A 20,478-nucleotide genomic window follows, 5' to 3' on the forward strand; every position below is an offset into this window, starting at 1 on the left:
TACCCCTCGAGTACCACCCCCAATAAAAAAACAGAGAGCAGATTTCTCTAACCCTCTGTTTTTATTTTGGTACCCAAGGCCGGACTCGAACCGGCACGCTGTCACCAGCGGGGGATTTTGAATCCCCTGCGTCTACCATTCCGCCACTTGGGCAACGACCCGTTCCTACCCAAGCCAGAACCGGAGGTCCAGAGGAAAATGCCTAATAGAATGCAGAAAAATGGCAAGAATCCACCACAGGCAGCGCACTGTTATTGACCTCTTCGCGCGCCCATGCGAGGCCCCTGTTGCAGGGGCAAACGCAAAGGTATTTCAAATGCTACGCAGGCTATATGATCGAACCATGTCCCTCGCGTATCACCGCCATGCCTTGTGGTGGCTCGCTGCGGTCTCCTTTGTCGAAAGTTCGATCTTTCCCATTCCGCCGGATGTGTTGATGATTCCGATGATACTGGCGCGTCCTTCCCGGGCCTGGCTGATCGCTTCAGTTGCGCTGGTCGCCTCCGTTGCGGGTGGCATGCTGGGCTATGCCATTGGTGCCTTTTTCTATGACAGCCTGGGCCAACCGATCCTCGAAGCCATGGGAAAAGGCGCTGCAATTGAAGAGTTCAACCATAAATTCAATGACTTCGGGTTTTGGGCGGTTCTGATGGCCGGGATCACGCCTTTTCCTTATAAGGTCATCACAATCATGTCGGGCTGGACCGGCATGCCGCTAATGACGTTTCTGGCAACCTCCGTTTTGGCCCGTGCGCTGCGCTTCTTTATCGTGGCCGGACTGTTGCGTGCCTTTGGCGCCCCCATTCGCGGCTTTATCGAGCAGCGTATGGGGCTTGTCTTTACCGTCTTTATCGTGCTCCTGTTTGGCGGATTTTTAGGGCTGAGGTACCTGTGATATGCGACGAATTCTGATCCTTGCCGCCACCTTGGGCTCAGCCGCAATGATGCTGGGAGCGCTGGGGTTTCAATACATTGGTGAAATGGCGCCCTGTAAGATGTGTTACTGGCAGCGCTACCCGCATGTGGCAGCGGTCGGCATCGGAATTCTGGCCCTTTTATTGCCTGGCGCAGGCCTTACGGCGCTGCTGTACCTTGGCGCCCTGGCCGCCCTGATCACTGGCGGGATTGGTGTTTACCACACCGGCGTTGAGCGCGGCTATTGGGAGGGACCGACAACCTGTACCTCAAGCCCAATAGGAGGTTTGTCCCCCGAACAGTTGATGGAACAGATCATGGGGGCGCCGCTGGTGCGCTGCGATGAGGTGCCATGGGAGCTGTTCAGCCTGTCAATGGCCAGTTGGAACGCCATTATTTCCTTTGCCCTGGCCAGTCTGTGGATCGCGGCGGCGCGCAGCAAGCCCTGAACCACTTTGCGGCACGCGGTTCACCAGGTCTGGTTTCAGGAGTCCTTTTTGGTTGCCAAAAGCAGATTTGTTTCACTGCTGACCACCCCGTCAAAGGTGCGTATCTTTGCAAGTGCGGCATCCAGTGTTTCCAGTGTTTCCGTGCCCAGTTCGACAATCAGATCCCAGCGTCCATTGGTGGTATGGATGGCACGCACCTCCGGCAGGCCTTGAAGCTGGCGAATAATGCGACTGGCGCCGCGGCCTTCGATGCCGATCATCATCAATCCCCGCACCGGATCGCGCAGCACGTCCTCTTTCAGAACAACCGTAAAGCCAAGTACATCTCCACGCAGTTGCAGCCGCTCAATCCGAGCGCGCACGGTGGTTCGGGACAAATCCAGCTGCAAAGCAAGATCTGACAGGCTGGCGCGGGCGTTGTGCCGCAAGGCTGCAATCAGTCTTTCGTCCGTTTTATCCACTTTAATACTCCGTTTTGTTGGTCAGTTAAACATATCGGTCAATTTGATCGGTTTCAATCACCTCATTTCGGAGGTTTTTAGATCTCACTGATTTCGACGTGGAGAATTCTACCGTGACGCAAAAGACTTGTTTCCTTGTTGGTGCCCCCGTGGATAGCGGCAAACGGCGGCCTGGTTGCCTTATGGGGCCGGATGCCTACCGAACTGCGGGCCTGGCTGCAGCTCTGTCCGGGCTTGGCCATCAAGTGACAGACCTGGGCAATATCGCCCCTGCTCCACATGCCCCCGATGCCGAATCTGGCGCAGTTTTTGCGCCCAATCAGACAATTGGCTGGACCTCAGCACTGGCGGAGATCGCCGAACAGACTATGGCCGACGGTTTGCCGATCTTCCTTGGAGGCGATCATTCATTGTCGCTGGGATCGGTGTCTGGTGTGGCAGCCTATGCCGCTTCTGTTGGACGCCCGCTTTTTGTTTTGTGGCTGGATGCCCATACGGATTTTCACACGCCGCAGAGCTCTGACAGCGGCAACCTGCATGGCACGCCGGTCGGCTATTTCACCGGGCGCAGTGGGTTTGACGGCTTTCCCGAGGTGGCCCACCCGGTGCCACAGGACAACATCTGTATGATTGGGCTGCGCTCTGTCGACAGTGCTGAGCGTCAGGCGCTGGAAGCCAGCGCAATCCACCGCCATGATATGCGCGACATAGATGAAAATGGTATCGCCGGGCCGCTGGCACAGTTTCTCAAGCGGGTCGCGGCGGCCAATGGGTTGCTGCATGTCTCGCTGGATGTTGATTTCCTGGACCCCTCGGTGGCGCCAGCTGTTGGCACCACGGTTCCGGGTGGCGCAACGGTGCGCGAAGCCCATCTGGTTTGCGAAATGTTGCATGATTCCGGGCTGATGACCTCTTTGGATCTGGTAGAGCTGAACCCGTTTCTGGATGAACGCGGTCGCACCGCCCATCTGATGGTTGACCTTTGCGCCTCTGCGCTCGGGCGCCGTGTCTTTGATCGGCCAACCAGGAGCTACACTTGAACAGTCTGCAAGCCCCCACCGCCGTGGTGATGATCCGGCCGCATAATTTTTGTTCCAACCCGGACACCCAGGTGGACAATGCCTTTCAGATCACTGCCGGAGACCCAGAATCCACCCGTAAGAAGGCGCTGCAAGAGTTTGATACCGCGGTGGAAACCCTGCGAAACGCAGGCGTACGTGTGCATGTCTTTGACGACACCGGCACCACGACACCTGACAGCGTATTTCCAAACAACTGGTTCTCAACCCATTCCGGTGGTCATATTGCCATCTACCCGATGCATGCCCCAAATCGCCGTCTGGAACGGCGTTGGGATGTCATAGAGGCGCTCAAGCGCAGCTACCGGGTGCAGGATGTCATTGATTTCTCTGGACTGGAAGAAGACGGGCTGGCGCTGGAGGGCACCGGCGCCATGGTGCTCGATCATGTTGGCCGGGTTGCCTATACGGTGAAATCAAACCGCGCCGATCCAGTGCTGCTGGAGCGGTTTTGCACCCATTTCAACTATGAACCCATGGCCTTTGAGGCCCGCGATGCAGCAGGGCGTGAAGTTTATCACAGCAATGTTTTGATGGGCATTGGCAGTGATTTTGCCATGATCTGCCTGTCGATGATCAGCGATCCATCCCGGCGCATGGAAGTTGCCACGCGCCTGGCAGAAACCGGCCATGAGGTCATCGACCTGACGGAAGATCAGATCCGGAACTTTGCCGGTAATGTCTTTGCGCTAACGGGATCAAAGCCCCTGCTGGCCCTGTCCTCCCGTGCGCTGGAGGCCCTGCGCCCCGATCAAATCCGCATCATCGAGCGCAGCACAAGCCTGTTGCCACTCTCCATTCCAACCATCGAAACAGCCGGAGGCTCGGTGCGCTGCATGTTGGCAGGTATCCACCTTAGCCCCCGCGAAAGGACCATCCCATGACCACGCCCTCACATAAAGCTCTCGTTCCCTTTGTCAGCGTCGACAACATGATGCGCCTGGTCCATAGCATTGGCATTGAAACCATGCTGCGCGATCTGGCGGAATACGTCGAAGCGGACTTTAAGCGTTGGGAATTGTTCGACAAAACCCCACGCGTTGCCAGCCACTCAGATGTCGGCGTGATCGAACTGATGCCCACCTCTGATGGGGAGGCCTATGGGTTCAAATACGTCAATGGCCACCCCAAAAACACCAGCGAAGGCTTGCAAACCGTAACTGCCTTTGGGTTGTTGGCGGATGTCTACACTGGCTACCCGGTGCTTTTCACCGAGATGACAATGCTCACTGCGCTGCGTACCGCCGCGACATCAGCTATGGCGGCTAAGTATCTGGCTCCAAAAGGCGCGGACACCATGGCGATGATTGGAAACGGGGCGCAGTCTGAATTCCAAACCCTGGCGATGAAGGCGATCTGCGGGCTGAAAACCGTGCGCTTGTTTGACAAGGACCCGGCGGCAACAGAAAAATGCGCCCGCAACCTGGGGGCTTTTGGTCTCAATGTTGTGCGCTGCAGCTCCCCCGAGGAAGCCATTGAAGGCGCACAGATCCTGACCACCTGCACCGCCGACAAGCAAAACGCCACCATCCTGACCGACAACATGATCGGCGCTGGGGTGCATATCAATGCCATCGGCGGCGACTGCCCCGGCAAGACCGAATTGGCCGCCGGCATCTTGAACCGGTCTGATGTCTTTGTGGAATTCCCACCGCAAACCCGGATCGAGGGCGAAATCCAGCAGATGCCAGAGGATTTTGCCGTCACCGAGCTTTGGGAAGTGATCAGCGGTCAGAAAAAGGGACGCCGCGACGACAAGCAGATCACTCTGTTCGACAGCGTCGGTTTTGCAATCGAGGATTTCAGCGCCCTGCGTTACATCCGCGACCACATCAAAGGCACCGAATTCTTTATTGATCTTGATATGTTAGCGGACCCGGATGATCCACGGGATCTGTTTGGTATGCTGCAACGCTCAGACGCGTAAACTACATCCAGATCACGACATTGGGGCCAGCCGGACTGATGACCTGCAACATGGCCATTTTGAACCGGCGACCTCAGGCATCGAGCTCTGTGTCCCAATAGAGAAAATCCATCCAACTGTCGTGCAGATGGTTGGGTGGGAACTTCCGCCCAGTATTGCGCAATTCCTCGGCACCTGGGCGCCTGGGGGCTTTGCACAGTGACATCCCAAGCATATGCAAGGGCTTGGAGCCTTTTTTTAAGTTACACGGCGAACAGGCTGCCACGACATTTTCCCAGCTGGTAATCCCACCAGCGGCCCGCGGGACCACATGATCAAAGGTCAGATCACCACGGGCACCACAGTATTGGCAGCAGAACTCGTCGCGCAGAAATAAATTAAAGCGCGTGAAGGCCACGCGCTTTTGAAGTTTCACATAGTCTTTCAGCACCACAACCGAAGGTATTCGGATCTGCGTGCTGGGGCTATGCACCACCTCGTCATATTCCGCCAGAATATCCACCCGATCCAGCCAGGCCGCCTTGACCGCGTCTTGCCAGCTCCACAGCGACAGTGGGTAATAGGACAGCGGCCGATAATCCGCGTTCAGCACCAGTGCAGGATGCTGCCGCAACGCGCTGGGGTCCCTCACAAAATCAGTTCTGAAATCGCCATCCATGATGCTACGTCTTCCTCGCCCTGTCTGCCGGTTGCCGGCACCAGAGCGGGGAACCCGCCCCAGCATATGTTCAACTATATATCGTGGTTTTTGTCTGACAAGCCCTTGCCAGCTACAAGATTTCGCTTCTTCGCTAGCATTCCTCTGTGACAGGCTCGTGACGGGGAATTGCCATGGTCGCCAAAGCCCGCTTGCAAGCCAAGGGACCACTGCCTATGCACGTCCCATGACCCGTCTTATACGCTTTAACAAACCCTATGACGTGCTGCCGCAGTTCACCGATTCCGGCAGCCAGGGCAGCACGCGCCAGACCCTCAGCGCCTTTATTGACTGCCCCGGCGTCTATGCCGCAGGGCGGTTGGACCGGGACAGCGAAGGCTTGATGCTGCTGACAGATACCGGCCGTTTGCAGGCCTGGATCAGCGACCCACAGCACAAGATGGCCAAAACCTATTGGGTACAGGTCGAGGGCGAAATGGATTCTGCGGCAGTGTCGGCACTGGAAAAAGGCGTGGAACTGAAGGACGGCTTAACCCGGCCCGCCAAGGCGCATCTGATGGCGGAGCCTGCGCAGCTCTGGGCGCGGACGCCCCCCATTCGCGCGCGCAAATCCATTCCCACCAGCTGGATTTCCCTCACCCTTCGGGAAGGCAAGAACCGCCAGGTCCGCCGCATGACAGCTGCGGTTGGCTTTCCCACCCTGCGGCTTATTCGCTATAGCATCGGGGCCTGGACGCTGGATGGGCTGTCCCAGGGCGCTTGGGCAGATCTTGAAGTGCCAAACATTCCAGGGCCTGCAAAACCATCGCAGCTGCCCAATCGCAGAGCGCAAAAGACTAGGGCCAAAAATACCAAGGCCCAAAAGACTGACGCACAGTCTAGGATACAGGCTAAGATACCGGGCAAGGCTGAAGCCGAACACAAGCTTGACCGCAAGGATCCTACGCCCCGCTCAAGCCGGGGAAACCGCTCCCGGAAAACTTGACCCAGCGCTCGTTTTGGCGAATTGAGCCCTGTAGTGAAGCAGGCCAGTAGCCTGCATCACTATTATATCAGTGACTTACAGGCCCAACTTGTCGCGCATAAAGGCCAGGGAAACACTCAGCCCATCCGGTGCGATCCCGTGCCCGGTGCCTTTCATGATATGGGCAAAGACATCCTTGAACCCGGCCTGATCCAGCGCTTCTGCGGCTTCTGGTAGGGATTGAGGTGGCACCACATCATCTGCATCGCCATGCACCAACATGACCGGCATCCGGCTCACCACCTCGTCTTTCAGCGTGTCAGGCGACAGCAGGCGCCCCGAGAAGGCAACAATGCCAGCAATCGCATCTTCGCGGCGCGGCGCCACGTGCAGGCTCATCATGGTGCCCTGCGAGAAGCCAAAGAGCACCACCTGTTCGGGCAGAACATCTTCGTCGACCATCAGCGCGTCCAAAAAGGCGTTCAGATCCTCGATCGAGGCATTCATGCCCCGCATGCTTTCCTCTTCCGAGGAGCCATCGATCCAGGGGATGGGGAACCACTGGTATCCCATTGGCGCACCGGGACAATTCTCTGGTGCATCTGGGGCCACAAACAGCGTATCTGGCAGGTGCTCGGCCAGCGGATCAGCCAGCCCCAAAAGATCCGCCCCATTGGCGCCGTAGCCATGCAGAAACACCACAATAGACCGGGTCACCCCGGAGAGCGGCTCTCTGCGCTCAGCTTTTAGTACACGAGTCATCGGATCCCTTCCCTGTCTTTTGCAATATGGTAATAGGCCCAGAGGATGCGGGCCGCAACCGACCGCCACGGGGACCAGGCCTCGGCCAGCTGCCTGAGTTCACCTTCCTTTGGCCGGTCTGGCAGGTCAAACAGCACTTTGGCCGCCTCCTGCAAGGCCAAATCGCCGGGGGCAAAGACATCGGCCCGCCCCAACGAAAACATGGCATAAATTTCAGCGGTCCAGACCCCAACGCCGGTCACCTGTGTCAGGGCCTTGATAACCCTGTCTGTAGGCATGTCACGAAGTGTATCAAAATCAATATCTTCCTGAGCCAAGGCGCGAGAATACCTGACTTTTTGTCGGCTTAACCCGGCGGCACGCAGATCATCCTCTGTGGCTGCCAGGATCTCTGCCTGGGTGGTCAGGCGGGCCGCGATAAGACGCTGCCAGATCGCATTGGCAGAGGCCACACTCACCTGCTGGCTGACGATGGCGCTGAGCAATTGCCCAAAGCCATCCGGTTTGCGCCGCAGCGGCAGCGGGCCACATTGGGTCAAAGCCATGGCAAACCGTGGATCCTGTTTGGCAAGCCAGGCAGCGCCTTCGTCCACACAGGCATCTGTGATGATTATACGGCCCGCCGCTGGCGCACAGCTGGTCACAAATGGGGTCACCGCAAACTCCTCAAAGCGTTCTCTTTTCCTGCGACATTGTACCAAAGAGGATCTTGCCGCTTGTTCCTTTGAATATTGATCGCTACGCATCCCATATGACAGATCACATGACCACCCCGAGCGACAGCGTCGCCAAGAAAAACGTCGCCATCCTGGTATTGGCCCAGGCGATCCTCGGCTCACAAATGCCGATGATTTTTATCATTGGCGGGCTGGCTGGCCAGTCCCTGGCCTCCAATCCCTGTTTTGCCACCCTGCCGATCTCTTTGATTGTTGCGGGATCTATGATTGCGGCGACACCCATTTCGTCGATCATGCAAAAATGGGGACGGCGCGCCGGCTTTTTTACCGGTGCGATGTTTGGTGCTCTGGGCGGGGTGGTTGGTGCCTATGGGCTCTACCTCGGGTCCTTCCCGGTCTTCCTGCTGGGCAGTCTTTTGACCGGCGTCTACATGAGCGCCCATGGGTTCTATCGCTTTGCTGCGGCAGATACCGCCTCTGAGAGTTTTCGGCCCAAGGCGATTTCTTATGTCATGGCGGGCGGATTGCTTTCGGCTTTGCTGGGGCCACAATTGGTCAAAGCGACAAGCCAGGTCTTTGTTATTCCCTTTCTCGGCACATATTTGACAGTGATTGCCATCAACCTGTTGGGATCCGGGCTGTTTTTGTTTCTGAATATCCCCAAACCACAAGCTCCCCACGAAGATTTACCCGTTGGGCGCAGCCGCATGGAGTTGCTGAAAACTCCGGCTATTGCTGTGGCGGTGATATGTTCCATGGTCTCTTACGCGCTGATGAACCTGGTGATGACCTCTACCCCCCTGGCGGTTGTGGGATGTGGCTTCACCGAAGGAAACGCTGCGGATGTTGTATCCCTGCATGTTCTGGCGATGTATGTGCCCTCCTTCTTTACTGGACACCTGATTGCGCGCTTTGGCGTCCATAAGATTGTCGCTGCGGGTTTGGTGATCCTGGCAGGTGCTGGCGCAGTGGCGCTGCAGGGGGTCGAACTGGAAAATTTCTTTATCGCCCTGATCCTGCTGGGCGTGGGGTGGAACTTTGGCTTTATTGGCGCCACCACCATGCTGACCGCCTCGCATACGCCAGAAGAGCGCGGACGGATGCAGGGCCTCAATGACCTGCTTGTCTTTGGTGGTGTGACCATGGCCTCGCTGGCCTCTGGTGGCCTGATGAACTGCTCGGGTGGTAATCCGGTTGAAGGCTGGAATGCCGTCAATATGGCGATGGCGCCCTTCCTGGTTCTGGCAGGCGGCGCCCTGGTGTGGCTGGCCATGCGCCCCAAAGAGGCCTGATCTCCAAGGCCTGATTCAAACAGCAAAAAGGCGCCAGATTGTGGCGCCTTTTTTTTCGTTTAGTCAGATAGATACGGCAGAAATCTAAGCTACCACCGACCACATCCAGCCCGCCACATCAGCCCCGCACGGCGGCGAAATTCGCTTTGGCCCAGGCTGCCCTCGGCAATACGGTCTGGCTGGGAGAGCGCCTGTTTTAAGATTGCTTTGGCCTGCCAGCCCGACAACAGCGCCCAGCCGGCGTCTTTTGAAACAAGAGCGCGGTGTTTTTCCGCCTGCAGGATATGTTCCAGGCCTTTGCGGGCCAATTGGCGCAACCCCTCTGGGGTGCCATCCAGCAGCGGGATACGGCTGTGGCTCACCAGCTCGGGAATGGCCCTGAACCAGTTGGCGATCCCTACCCCATAGGCATATTTGCGCACCACGGCTTCGTCCGCCGGACCAAGGGAAGCCGCAGCCATCCACATCAGCCCACCAGAAGTGCCGTCAATATAGCGGTCAAACCCCGGCTCATCTTCAAAGGGGTCTTTGTAGATATCCCACCTGCGGGCCTCGGCCATGGGGTCAATATATGTGGCGAGATCCGCGCGCAGTAACCGGCCCAGAGGGGTGGCAACATGGTGGCGTCTGACCGCACCGCCCTGGGCGATCTCAGCGCCAATATCACGCCACCATTGCACCCGCATCTCGGCGATCATGCTTTCCTGACTGGCCCAGGGGGCCCGCGCCAGTTCAAGATTAAACGCGTAAAGCGCAAACAGCAGCGGCCGCGCCGCAACCGGGGCCGCCATGGTCGCCAGAAACCGGTCTGGGTCGCCCTGCTGGACCAGCTCTGCACAGCTGGAGAGGTCTTCGTCAAAATGCATCCAAATATCCCCGAATTGCCGCCAAAGTTTGTGGCGCATCAACCAGATCTAGATGACCTGTATCTTCCAGGACCTGAAAGGCTCCCTTGTCTGTTTCCGCCTCCATCAATGGGCGATAGGCCTCAGCGATAAAGGCCTCATCCTGCGCGCCAGCAAGCAGAAGAAACTCCGGTAGCGACCTGATATCACTCAGATAGTCAGATCTCGGCGCGTAGGATTTATTAAGCCGGTAACTGTAAGAGGTTGTTGCCAGATGCCCCAGTGGCCCCTGCAGAACCTCCGCTGGCATATTGAACTGAATGACCGGCAGGCGGTTCCAGGCCTTGATGCCAACCGCATTGAGCATCGACAGCCCGATGATGCGGCGCAACAAGGGCTGCGCCCAGCCGCCGGAATTGGCACGCATGGTGGGGGCGCTATGATGCAGAAAGGGCGCCAATAACACCGCGCCATCCAACAGATCCCCCTGTGCACCACCAGCAAAGCGCACCACCAGACCACCACCTGAGGAATGGCCGACCAGGACGACCTTTTGATCCAGTCCAACCCTAGCCGTAATCAGATCCGCCAGATCATCCTCCAACTGGCCGATATAGTTGACATCTCCGCGCCTGCCGGGCTGCGCTCCATGACCTCGAAGATCCGGCACCAGGACGGTTCCTGCGAGCTGCGGCGCCAGATGTGAAAACTGCAACCCATTCCAGCCGGAGCCGTGCACCAGGACAATCAGTGGCCCATCCCCATTGGAATAGGACCTTACCTGAAGCCCGTAACCATCTCTCATATATATGGTTTCTGGATCGATAGAGGGAGCCTCCTCAGCCTGAGGTTTGTCCTGCAGCAGGCTTGTGAAATCCAGGGTCGGCGCTGCAGGCTCAATGGGTGTAACAGGCTGTGACAAGATCAGGCCAAGCGGGATAAGCGCGGTGATCCCTGCTGAGATCGCGATAAACTTTAGCGCCTGGGGGATCACTTTAGCGCTCCGCTGTCCCGCATCAGTTTCCACCGCATGGCATCCAGCAAAGCCTCAAAAGAGGCGTCTATTATATTGGCGCTGACGCCAACAGTGGACCAACGGCGCCCCTGCCCGTCTTCACTGTCGATGATAACACGGGTCACAGCCTCGGTACCGCCCTGGGTGATCCGCACTTTGAAATCCACCAGATGCATATCGTTGATAATCGCTGAATACCGCCCCAGATCCTTGGCCAGCGCCTTTGCCAGTGCATTCACCGGCCCCCGGTCACTGCCGGTTTCATCCATCGACTCGCTGACAGAGAGACGCTTTTCACCATCAACCTTGACCACCACAACAGCCTCCGAGAGGCTAATCATGCGATTATATTTGTTCTTGCGACGCTCCACGGTGACTTTGTAGCGCTTGACCTCAAAGAAATCGGTGCTCTGCCCCAGTTCTTCCCGGGCCAGCAGCTCAAACGACGCCTGCGCCGTATCATAGGAATAACCCTCGGCCTCACGCTCTTTGATGCGATCAAGAATACGCGCCAGGGCCGGGTCGCCCTTGGCAACCTCCAGCCCGGCATCCATCAGGCGTTTGCGCAGGTTGGACTGGCCGGCCTGGTTTGACATCGGTATGATCCGCGCATTGCCGACCAACTCAGGGGCGATATGCTCATAGGTGGTTGGGTCTTTGAGGATCGCGCTGGCGTGCAACCCAGCCTTATGAGCAAAGGCCGAGGCACCGACATAGGGCGCCTGTTTCGTTGGCACCCGGTTCAGGATGTCGTCTAACATCCGGCTGAGCTTGGTCAATCCGGTAAGCGCCTCTTGGCTGACGCCAATGTCGAACTGATCGGCATAGGGTTGTTTCAGCAGCAGGGTCGGGATCAAGGTGGTCAGATTGGCATTGCCACAGCGTTCCCCCAACCCGTTCAGGGTGCCCTGTACCTGGCGTGCCCCGGCCTCAATCGCGGCCAGAGAACAGGCCACGGCATTTTCGGTATCATTATGGGTGTGAATGCCAAGACTTGCGCCCGGAATGCCTGCCGCTATGACCTCGGCCACGATACGGCGCACTTCACTGGGCATGGCGCCGCCATTGGTGTCACATAACACCACCCAACGCGCCCCTGCATCCAGCGCCGCGCGGCATGCCGCCAGCGCGTATTCAGGATTGGCCTTGTAGCCATCAAAGAAATGCTCAGCATCATATAGCGCCTCGCGCCCCTGGCTCACCAAATGCGCCACAGAGGCCCGGATATTTTCCAGGTTTTCCTCCAGGCTAATGCCAAGCGCAGCCGTCACATGGTAATCATGCGACTTGCCAACCAGGCAAACCGCCGAGGTGCCGGCATTCATCACCGCTGCCAACACATCGTCATTCTCTGCTGAGCGCCCTGCCCGTTTGGTCATGCCAAAGGCGGTCATGGTGGCGCGGGTCTTGGGCGCTTCGTCAAAAAACGCACTGTCGGTGGGGTTGGCACCGGGCCAGCCGCCCTCGATGTAATCAATCCCCAGATCATCCAGCGCCTGGGTGATCTGCTTCTTTTCGGCAGTGGAGAATTGCACCCCCTGGGTCTGCTGGCCATCGCGCAGGGTGGTGTCGTAAAGATAGAGCCGTTCGCGCTGCATCACAGCCCCTCCAGTTTGGCCGCGTCAAATCCCGGCCCGGGCACCAGTTCAACACCGGCCTTGCTCATCCGCACTTCCAACCCTGCCGCGACAAATGCAGCCTTCAACCGGTCGACCTGCGAGAAGTCCTTGCTCTGCATGGCGGCTTCCCGTGCCTCCAGCAACTGCGCCGCATAGGCCGACAGATCGAAATCGGGCGTCTCTGCCCACTCCCCGAGCGCGTCACTCAAAAGTCCCATCAACCGCGCCGATGCCAACAATCCAGGCCCATCGCCAGCGGCGGCCAGTTTGTGCATCTCGGCAATGGCCCCGGCGGTGTTGAGATCATCAGCCAGTGCGTCCAGAACCGCGGCAGCAGCGTTGGCGGCGGGCTCGATGCCCGCTGTCAGCGCACGCCACTTGCGCAGCGTTGCCTCCGCTTCTTTTGCCTTTTTCTCAGTCCAGTCCATTGGTTTCCGGTAATGGGTCTGCAAAAACACAAATCGTATCACCTCGCCGGGAATGCCCTGGACCAGCAAGTCATGCACAGTAAAGAAGTTGCCCAGGGATTTGGACATCTTCTTGCCCTCGACCTGCAGCATCTCATTGTGCAGCCAGTAGTGGGCAAAACTGTCATCACCATTGGCGCAGCAGCTTTGGGCTATTTCGTTCTCATGGTGGGGAAACATCAGATCATTGCCGCCGCCGTGAATATCAAACGTCGCCCCCAGCAGTTCCTGGGCCATGGCGGAGCACTCAATATGCCAGCCCGGACGACCACGCCCCCAGGGACTGTCCCACCCCGGCAGCTCATCCGTGGAGGGCTTCCACAGGACAAAATCCATCGGGTTCTTCTTATAGGGCGCCACTTCGACGCGGGCACCGGCAATCATATCATCGACTGACCGCCCGGACAGGGCGCCATAGTGTTGCTTCCAGCTGTCTACGGCAAAAAGCACATGGCCCTCGGCCGCGTAGGCATGGCCCTTGGCGATCAGATCCTCGATCATTGCAACCATCTGGCCAATATACTGCGTCGCCCGTGGCATGTGGTCGGGTTCCAGGGCGCCCAGTTTGCCCATGTCGTTCAGATACCAGCCGATGGTCTCTTCGGTGCGCTCTGCAACCAGCTGTTCCAGGGATCCGGGGGCGCCTGCCTCTTTGCGCGCCAGAGCTGTAGCGTTGATCTTGTCATCGACATCAGTGAAGTTGCGCACGTAAGTGACATGCGCTGCGCCATAAACCTGCCGCAGCAACCGATAGAGCACATCAAACACCACCACAGGCCGTGCATTGCCCAGATGCGCCCGGTCATAGACCGTGGGCCCGCAGAGATACATCCGCACATTGTTCGCATCAATCGGGGTAAACTCCGACTTTTTGCGGGTTTTGGTATTGTGCAGTTTAATCACGGTGTTCGAGGTCATCATGACAGCTCCTTGGACGGACACGGATGGGCTGAGCGCGCAGCGCGGGCATAGCAACTTGTCAAGGTGAAGAAAACGACAGAAACCAGCCCGCTGAGGAAATCAGCAGGAAATGCAGCAAATAATCAGGGTGCAGGTTTTAGTCATGCCAAACCTCCTAGCATGTCTTATTTGGTCCGCCAAGGGGGAAGTCTAGCGGCGTGGCCCTAGAAACGAAACGCCGCGCCGATAGAAATCCGGCTGGGGGATTGACCTTGATGTGCTGCCGACCCTAACGGCGCGTGATGCAGGTATTCACCTGTCAACTGCAGCGCACGGTTCAGGGAGACCCGAACGCCAATGCCCAAAGTGTTGGTCTCTTCCTGGCCGCTAACTGCCTGCTCCCGCTGGTGCCCCAAAGAAATATAGCCAAGGCTGTGGCCAAAATCATATCCAGCCCGCAGGCTCACCTGCTCTGTCCTGGCTGTGGCTCCAAATCCAGACAGCAAAGAGCCGTTGCCGCGACTGTAGGTTCCACCCAGCACAAGTTGCCCATAGTCCCTGTCAGCGGAAAACTCCAAGCTGTCATCAGCCTGGTTAAAGCTTTCGTCTGTTGCGCCGATTTGTTCGTGTTGAGGTGAGAAAAAGTTGGGAGAGTTCCAGTCCCCGGACATCGCCGGAACGGCCACAGCCGAAAACGTGCCCACAGCGAGCAATAGTCCGATTTTTGTCCAATTTATCTGCGCAGCGGGCATGATTTCTTGCCTGTTCTAGCGCCGTTCACAGCGCGGTATGTCCTGAGCCTCCATTTTCGGAGAAATACCTTAACGAGCTGTTCCATTTTTTCAGGGAAAGGGCTCGAAACGGAAAGAAAATCTGCGCCCTCAGCCAGAGGCGGCTGAGGGAAAGGAACATTGTTGAAAAACCGCTGAAATGGCCCTGGAGCCATAGCCTTCCATCGCAACGGTCGCGCATGAAAAAGAGGTCGCATTTTTCACACAAGTCGCAAACAGGTTAGAATCGGTCCTAAAAACCGCCAAGGCTGTACGGGGGAACAGGAGGAATTCTTTATGCGAGCCGAACGCTGTGTCGTTAATCTGGTCTGGCGCACGATTGGTGCCACCAGAGGCCTGGCCGCCCGCGGGCGCCCTGGCGGGGTGTTGTCTTCAGCTCTTTGAAACACCTTTGCTTTTCCTGCATCAAGGAACCTCACCATGACCAATCAAACTGCCAGCCCGCCCCCTGCCTCCGTGCGTAGCGGGGGCCGCGCCGCACGTCGAACCGCCCGTGCCAGCGCCCTGCCCGATCATCTGCGTCCCATTCGCCCCGGCATGGAGGGCGGCACTCTCAAACCGCTCACCCAGGAGGGAATGGAAAAAATTCACAGAGCTGCGCTGGATGCGCTGGAACATATCGGCCTGGCAGATGCCCCACCCAGTGGTATCGGCCACCTGACACAGGCGGGCTGCATCCTGGGCGAGGATGGCCGCATCCGCTTTCCCCGCGCCCTGGTGGAGGACATGCTGGCCAAGGCCAACCGCTCCGTTACCCTGTTCAGCCGGGACGGCAAACATGATCTTGAGCTGTCAGGGAACCGCGTACACTACGGCACGGCCGGCGCTGCGGTTCATTTGGTCGATGTCCAGGGGCGCCACTACCGCGATTCAACGGTTCAGGATCTGCACGATGCCTCCCGGATCTGTGACAAGCTTGATAATATCCATTTTGTTCAACGCCCTATGGTCTGCCGCGACATCGCGGACAATATGGAGATGGACCTGAATTCGATCTACGCCACCACATCTGGCACCACCAAACATATCGGCACCTCCTTTTCAGAACCGGGATTTGTTGCCCCGGCAATGGAGATGCTGCACCTCTTGGCAGGTGGAGAAGACAAATGGCGCGCCCGTCCCTTTGTCTCCAACTCCAACTGCTTTGTGGTGCCGCCGATGAAATTTGCCACCGAAAGCTGCCAAGTGATGGAGGAGTGCATCAAACATGGCATGCCCGTGCTGCTGCTCTCTGCCGGAATGGCTGGGGCCACGGCACCTTCAACCATCGCAGGTGCCATCACCCAGGCGGTGGCAGAATGCCTTGCGGGGTTGGTCTATGTGAATGCGGTGAAACCCGGTGCCCCGGCGATTTTTGGCACCTGGCCCTTTGGCCTGGATCTGCGCACCGGTGCCATGACCGGCGGATCCGGTGAACAGGCGCTGCTGACAGCGGGTTGCGCCCAGATGCACAAATTCTACGACCTGCCAGGCGGTGCGGCTGCCGGCATCGCAGATTCCAAACTGCCCGACATGCAGGCTGGATGGGAGCAAATGTGTTCTAATGTCATGGCCGGGCTCTCGGGCCTCAACATGGTCTATGAGGCCGCCGGCATGCATGCCTCCCTATTGGGGTTTTGCCATGAATCCCTGATCTTGGGCGACGACCTTATTGGACAGGCGCTGCGCTGTGTGCGCGGGATTGAGGTCACAGATGAGACCCTGGCGCTGGATCAGATGGCCGAGGTCTGTCTGAATGGCCCGGGGCACTATCTGGGCACCAGCCAGACCCTGGGGCGCATGCAGGCGGATTATGTGTATCCGGCGCTAGGGGATCGCACCTCGCCAAAGGAATGGGTTGAGCTGGGCAAACCGGACCTGCTGCACAAGGCCACAGCCCGTAAGGAGCAAATCCTGTCAGAACGATCAGCCGCCCGGTTTGATCCGGTGCTGGACGCAGAGATACGCGCCCGGTTCAACATTCACCTGGGAACGTGAACCAAAAACAGCACAGGCGAGGATCCCTCCTCGCCTGTACCAAATCAACCTGTGCCTAATTAGCCTGTGTCAAATTTGCTTGCGCGTCTTATTTGCTCTTAAGCGAACAACTCATGTGCCAGTTCTAGCGCCTCGATCAAAGTATCGACCTCTGCCTTGGTATTATAGGCGCCAAAGGACGCGCGACAGGTGGCGGTGACGCCCAGATGATCCATCAAGGGGCCAGCGCAGTGATGACCGGCCCGCACCGCGACGCCCTTTTTGTCTAGAATGGTGGAGATGTCATGGGCATGAGCAGCGCCCTCCATAGTAAAGCTGAAAATCGCTGCTTTGCCTGTGGCTTGCCCCTGGATATTGATCCAGTTCAATCCCTGCAACCGGGCCATGGCATGTTCACGCACCTCGGCTTCATGGGCGGCGATATTCTCCATCCCCAGATCCATCATGTAATTCAGCGCCACACCCAAGCCGATGGTTTGCACAATCCCCGGCGTTCCGGCTTCAAACATCATCGGCGGATCATTGTAGATCACCGCCTCCTTGGAGACCTCGCGGATCATATCGCCACCGCCCAGGAAAGGCCGCATCTCTGCCATGCGGTCAGGATGCACATAAATCGCCCCCGACCCGGAAGGCCCGTATAGTTTATGCCCGGTAATGGCAAAGAAATCGCAGCCAAGATCTTGCACATCCACCGGCATATGCACCGCGCTTTGCGAGCCATCGACCAGTACCGGGATGCCCTGTGCATGGGCGCCTGCAGTGATGGCTTTGACGTCAACAACGGTACCCAACACATTGGAACAGTGGGTAATTGCAATCAGTTTGGTTTTTGGCGAGATGGCGTCCAGTACCGCCTGTGGATCCAGGCTGCCGTCGGCGGCGGTATCCACCCATTTGATCACCACCCCCTGACGTTCGCGCAGGAAATGCCAGGGCACAATATTGGCGTGATGTTCCATCACCGACAACAGGATTTCATCCCCTGCCTGAAGCCGCGGCATGGCCCAGCTATAGGCCACCATATTGATGCCCTCGGTGGTGCCCGAATTCAGAATGATACTGTCTTCGCTTGCCGCATTCAGGAACTTGGCAATGACGCCACGCACGCCTTCATATTTTTCGGTGGCGAGATTGGAAAGATAGTGCAACCCCCTGTGAACATTTGAATATTCTTGCGAGTAGGCTTGGGTAATTGCATCAATCACCACCTGCGGCTTTTGCGCCGAGGCCCCATTGTCCAGATAGGTCAGCGGCTTTCCGTTCACCTGCCGGGACAGAATTGGGAAATCGCTGCGGATTTTTTCGACATCATACATTTTCGAGCAGTCCAAGGTTTGCAGGCCCAAGCAGCCCGACGATAAAGATCATGGCAAAGAACATCACGATCGAGGCCATCAGAACAACCGCAAAGGAGCGCCAAAGAGAGGCAAACCCATGCGCTTCATTGACAAAATTCAACAGCACAAAGAGCAACACAAGGCCAATCAGCAAAAACATCATGCTGCCCAGCGGGGGCAACACCAGCAAAACCACTATCCCCAGGCCCATGAGGGCGAGCTGAAGCAGCTGATCCCAGACCAGCAGCGCGAGAATAGGCATAAACTGGCCGGTTCCACCAAGCCAGCGGCCACCGAATGTGAGCATGGTGGCAAAGACAACGCTTCTGATGGCGGACACCATCATCGACAACCCCGGCGAGTCCGGCGACATGTCAAAAATGGGCAATTCACTGCTACTGGGAGCGATTAGGCCCAAGACCCCAAAAAACAAGGCATTCAGAACAACCGCCAAGAACAGGCCGGTCCAAATGGCTTCATTCGGCCATTGCCGCAACAGGATACTTCGGGCGGCCACACCAGGCTGGCGCAGGGTCAGGATCATAAATGACCACAGAAACCTCATGCTTTCACCTGGGGTTTGGCCCAATAGCCCTGATACATGCCAGAGATCCAGAACCACAAAAAGACAGTGAACCAGAGCCCACCAACCAGGGTCAACTCACGTCCCGGGCCAATCATGCCCGCGACTAGCCCATTCAGCAGCATCAGCGGGCTGGCAGCAAGAAAGCTCCAGAACAGCGCCAGACGCGCCGCATGGCTTTCGCCAGTGCCGCGCAGAACACGGGCGATGACATGGGCAATCAACGCCAGGGTATATAGCGCCAGCGGAGCAACAAAAATGATGCCAAACAAGGCGTTGCTAAGCAACATTGTCTGTTCCTGCCCGGTCAAATGCGCCTCGCGCGCCAGGCTGGGCATGCGTGAGATGAACATCAAAGCACAGCCAGCCATCAGGATCGCCAAAAACCGATCTTCACGAGGGCCCATGGTCAAGAGCCGCGCAAACACCCTGCGCGGCCCCCGATAAGTTGCAAGGATATCTCCGGTGATCGCCATTTAGCGACGCCGCGACAGCCAGCCTTCCAGGCGGGCAACAATGGCAGCAGAGATGTCACCGTCTTCGATCTCTTCCACCGCTTCCGCAAGGAACGCCAGGGTCAAAAGATCCGTTGCCTCCGAAACCGGGACCCCACGCGAGCGCAGATAGAACAGGGCCTCGTCGTCAATGGCGCCGGTGGTGGAACCATGGGAACAAATCACATCGTCGGCATAGATTTCCAGCTCTGGCTTGGCCAGGAACTGGCTGTCATCATCCAAAAGCAGCGATTGGCTGATCTGGTAGCCATCGGTTTTCTGAGCCCCCTCTTTGACGAGGATCTTGCCCTGAAACACACCGGTGGCCCCATTGCGCAGCACCTTTTTGAACACCTGACGGCTTTCGCAGTTTACCGCATCATGGGTGATGAACACCGTGTCATCATGGTGGAATTCCCCGTCGCCCACACAGGCACCGGCGATATGGGCAATGGCGTCATCGCCCAACAGCTCAACCACGGCCTCGTTGCGGGTCAGAATGCCATTCACCGTGAGGGTGAAGCTTTTGAATACCGATTCAGTGCCCAGGCGGGCAAACAGATGGGTCGCAGCCCGACGTTCATGATCCCGCCCCTGGGCGCGCACCAGATGCAGCTTGCCAGTGTCGGCAATGTCGATCTCCATACATTTGTTGAACCGCGCGGCGGCCGGACCGTTTTCCAGGATCGTGGCCTCGGCGCCGGATTCAACCCGGATCACGTGATGCAGGATAGCGTCTGACCCCTCATCCGAATGCACATAGATGAGGTTGATTGGCTTGCTGGGTTTGCCTGTCACGTGGATGGCAACACCGTCCTGGGCAAAGGCGGTGTTCAACGCCGCCAGTGGGCGCTGCACCGGAGCCTGACCGCGCGCTTCCAGAACCCCGTACAGATCTTTGGCCCAGTGGATGTCTTGACCGCAGATATCAGAAATTCGGTCGATCTGGACCCCTTCCAGGCTCAGATCATCCGAGGCCTCGGCATTATAGACGCCATCCACAAAAACGACCTTCAAGCGGTCGAATTCATTGAACATTGGCGCTTCATCCATGGTGAATACCGCCGCCTTTGTGGCCTCGGGTGAGGTCAGCGTATCTGGGCGGGTATATTTCCAGTATTCATCGCGCCGGCTTGGCAACCCCATGGTCTGCACCCGTGACAGCGCCGCCTGACGTGCCGCCGCAAGGCAACCGCCCTGCGGCAGGCTCAGCGCCGCCAGCCGTGCCTCGGTGGCACTTTGTTTCACATCAGCCAATGCCAT

The 20,478-nt window shown here is 57.7% G+C and carries 21 protein-coding genes and 1 tRNA gene; 8 read left to right on the forward strand and 14 right to left on the reverse strand.

All coding sequences use genetic code 11. The features are described 5' to 3' along the window. Positions 1–67: 67 nt before the first annotated feature. Positions 68–153 (reverse strand) — tRNA-Leu (locus QZ268_RS10220). 163 nt (positions 154–316) lie between these two features. Here QZ268_RS10220 and QZ268_RS10225 point away from each other — a divergent pair. Then, positions 317–895, forward strand: coding sequence for a YqaA family protein (locus tag QZ268_RS10225; protein ID WP_295451833.1), 579 nt, complete (start codon positions 317–319; stop codon positions 893–895). A gap of 1 nt (position 896) precedes the next feature. Then, positions 897–1,364 carry a disulfide bond formation protein B gene (locus tag QZ268_RS10230; protein ID WP_295451840.1) on the forward strand — a complete coding sequence of 156 codons (468 nt, stop codon included), beginning with the start codon at positions 897–899 and terminating at the stop codon, positions 1,362–1,364. Between the two features lie 35 nt (positions 1,365–1,399). On the opposite strand, the gene QZ268_RS10235 is transcribed toward QZ268_RS10230, so the two are convergent. Next, positions 1,400–1,825, reverse strand: a complete 426-nt coding sequence (locus tag QZ268_RS10235) for an Lrp/AsnC family transcriptional regulator (RefSeq protein WP_122073687.1) — start codon at positions 1,823–1,825, stop codon at positions 1,400–1,402. Positions 1,826–1,938: 113 nt separating this feature from the next. On the opposite strand from QZ268_RS10235, the gene rocF reads away from it, so the two are divergent. Genes rocF through QZ268_RS10250 form a run of 3 tightly spaced genes read left to right on the forward strand, consistent with a single transcriptional unit; the run spans position 1,939 to position 4,831 of the window. Continuing rightward, complete coding sequence (rocF, locus tag QZ268_RS10240; RefSeq protein WP_295451845.1) at positions 1,939–2,865, forward strand: arginase; 927 nt, start codon at positions 1,939–1,941, stop codon at positions 2,863–2,865. Then, positions 2,862–3,788, forward strand: a complete 927-nt coding sequence (gene ctlX / locus QZ268_RS10245; protein WP_295451849.1) for a citrulline utilization hydrolase CtlX — start codon at positions 2,862–2,864, stop codon at positions 3,786–3,788. Before rocF ends, ctlX begins: the two co-directional genes overlap by 4 nt. Beyond that, positions 3,785–4,831, forward strand: a complete 1,047-nt coding sequence (locus QZ268_RS10250) for an ornithine cyclodeaminase (RefSeq protein WP_295451852.1) — start codon at positions 3,785–3,787, stop codon at positions 4,829–4,831. The genes ctlX and QZ268_RS10250 overlap by 4 nt, the downstream gene beginning before the upstream one ends. Before the next feature lie 73 nt (positions 4,832–4,904). Here QZ268_RS10250 and QZ268_RS10255 read toward each other — a convergent pair whose 3' ends face one another. Next, positions 4,905–5,489 carry an HNH endonuclease gene (locus QZ268_RS10255; RefSeq protein WP_295451858.1) on the reverse strand — a complete coding sequence of 195 codons (585 nt, stop codon included), beginning with the start codon at positions 5,487–5,489 and terminating at the stop codon, positions 4,905–4,907. Between the two features lie 226 nt (positions 5,490–5,715). Here QZ268_RS10255 and QZ268_RS10260 point away from each other — a divergent pair, with 226 nt between their 5' ends. Next, positions 5,716–6,474, forward strand: coding sequence for a pseudouridine synthase (locus QZ268_RS10260; RefSeq protein ID WP_295451861.1), 759 nt, complete (start codon positions 5,716–5,718; stop codon positions 6,472–6,474). A 75-nt stretch (positions 6,475–6,549) separates the two neighbouring features. Here QZ268_RS10260 and QZ268_RS10265 read toward each other — a convergent pair whose 3' ends face one another. Next, on the reverse strand, positions 6,550–7,215 hold the full coding sequence (locus QZ268_RS10265; RefSeq protein WP_122073681.1) for an alpha/beta fold hydrolase: 666 nt from the start codon (positions 7,213–7,215) through the stop codon (positions 6,550–6,552). Continuing rightward, a complete protein-coding gene (locus QZ268_RS10270) occupies positions 7,212–7,871 on the reverse strand; it encodes a DNA-3-methyladenine glycosylase 2 family protein (protein ID WP_295451866.1) in 660 nt (219 codons plus the stop codon). The genes QZ268_RS10265 and QZ268_RS10270 overlap by 4 nt, the downstream gene beginning before the upstream one ends. Positions 7,872–7,966: 95 nt before the next feature. On the opposite strand from QZ268_RS10270, the gene QZ268_RS10275 reads away from it, so the two are divergent. Next, positions 7,967–9,184 (forward strand): MFS transporter, encoded by a 1,218-nt coding sequence (locus tag QZ268_RS10275; RefSeq protein ID WP_295451868.1) that lies wholly within the window; start codon positions 7,967–7,969, stop codon positions 9,182–9,184. Positions 9,185–9,273: 89 nt separating this feature from the next. Here QZ268_RS10275 and QZ268_RS10280 read toward each other — a convergent pair whose 3' ends face one another. The 5 genes from QZ268_RS10280 to QZ268_RS10300 all read right to left on the reverse strand — a co-directional run bounded on the left by QZ268_RS10280 (position 9,274) and on the right by QZ268_RS10300 (position 14,782). Beyond that, positions 9,274–10,050, reverse strand: coding sequence for a squalene/phytoene synthase family protein (locus QZ268_RS10280; protein ID WP_295451870.1), 777 nt, complete (start codon positions 10,048–10,050; stop codon positions 9,274–9,276). After that, entirely contained in the window at positions 10,040–11,023 is a 984-nt protein-coding gene (locus tag QZ268_RS10285) for an alpha/beta fold hydrolase (protein WP_295451873.1), read from the reverse strand. The genes QZ268_RS10280 and QZ268_RS10285 overlap by 11 nt, the downstream gene beginning before the upstream one ends. Beyond that, positions 11,020–12,642, reverse strand: a complete 1,623-nt coding sequence (cimA, locus tag QZ268_RS10290) for a citramalate synthase (RefSeq protein WP_295451877.1) — start codon at positions 12,640–12,642, stop codon at positions 11,020–11,022. Before cimA ends, QZ268_RS10285 begins: the two co-directional genes overlap by 4 nt. After that, entirely contained in the window at positions 12,642–14,051 is a 1,410-nt protein-coding gene (gene cysS, locus QZ268_RS10295) for a cysteine--tRNA ligase (protein ID WP_295451880.1), read from the reverse strand. Before cysS ends, cimA begins: the two co-directional genes overlap by 1 nt. Positions 14,052–14,254: 203 nt before the next feature. Further along, a complete protein-coding gene (locus QZ268_RS10300; RefSeq protein ID WP_295451887.1) occupies positions 14,255–14,782 on the reverse strand; it encodes a hypothetical protein in 528 nt (175 codons plus the stop codon). A 459-nt stretch (positions 14,783–15,241) separates the two neighbouring features. Here QZ268_RS10300 and QZ268_RS10305 point away from each other — a divergent pair, with 459 nt between their 5' ends. Beyond that, positions 15,242–16,798 carry a trimethylamine methyltransferase family protein gene (locus tag QZ268_RS10305; RefSeq protein ID WP_295451890.1) on the forward strand — a complete coding sequence of 519 codons (1,557 nt, stop codon included), beginning with the start codon at positions 15,242–15,244 and terminating at the stop codon, positions 16,796–16,798. Positions 16,799–16,896: 98 nt separating this feature from the next. Here QZ268_RS10305 and QZ268_RS10310 read toward each other — a convergent pair whose 3' ends face one another. The 4 genes from QZ268_RS10310 to QZ268_RS10325 are packed head-to-tail and all read right to left on the reverse strand — an operon-like array spanning position 16,897 to position 20,478. Further along, entirely contained in the window at positions 16,897–18,117 is a 1,221-nt protein-coding gene (locus QZ268_RS10310; protein WP_295451893.1) for a cysteine desulfurase, read from the reverse strand. Next, entirely contained in the window at positions 18,110–18,703 is a 594-nt protein-coding gene (locus QZ268_RS10315; RefSeq protein WP_295451895.1) for a YIP1 family protein, read from the reverse strand. Before QZ268_RS10315 ends, QZ268_RS10310 begins: the two co-directional genes overlap by 8 nt. Next, positions 18,700–19,197, reverse strand: a complete 498-nt coding sequence (locus QZ268_RS10320) for a YIP1 family protein (RefSeq protein WP_295451897.1) — start codon at positions 19,195–19,197, stop codon at positions 18,700–18,702. The genes QZ268_RS10315 and QZ268_RS10320 overlap by 4 nt, the downstream gene beginning before the upstream one ends. Next, entirely contained in the window at positions 19,198–20,478 is a 1,281-nt protein-coding gene (locus tag QZ268_RS10325) for a SufD family Fe-S cluster assembly protein (protein WP_295451901.1), read from the reverse strand.

Source organism: uncultured Pseudophaeobacter sp., assembly GCA_905479575.1.
Classification (GTDB): domain Bacteria; phylum Pseudomonadota; class Alphaproteobacteria; order Rhodobacterales; family Rhodobacteraceae; genus Pseudophaeobacter.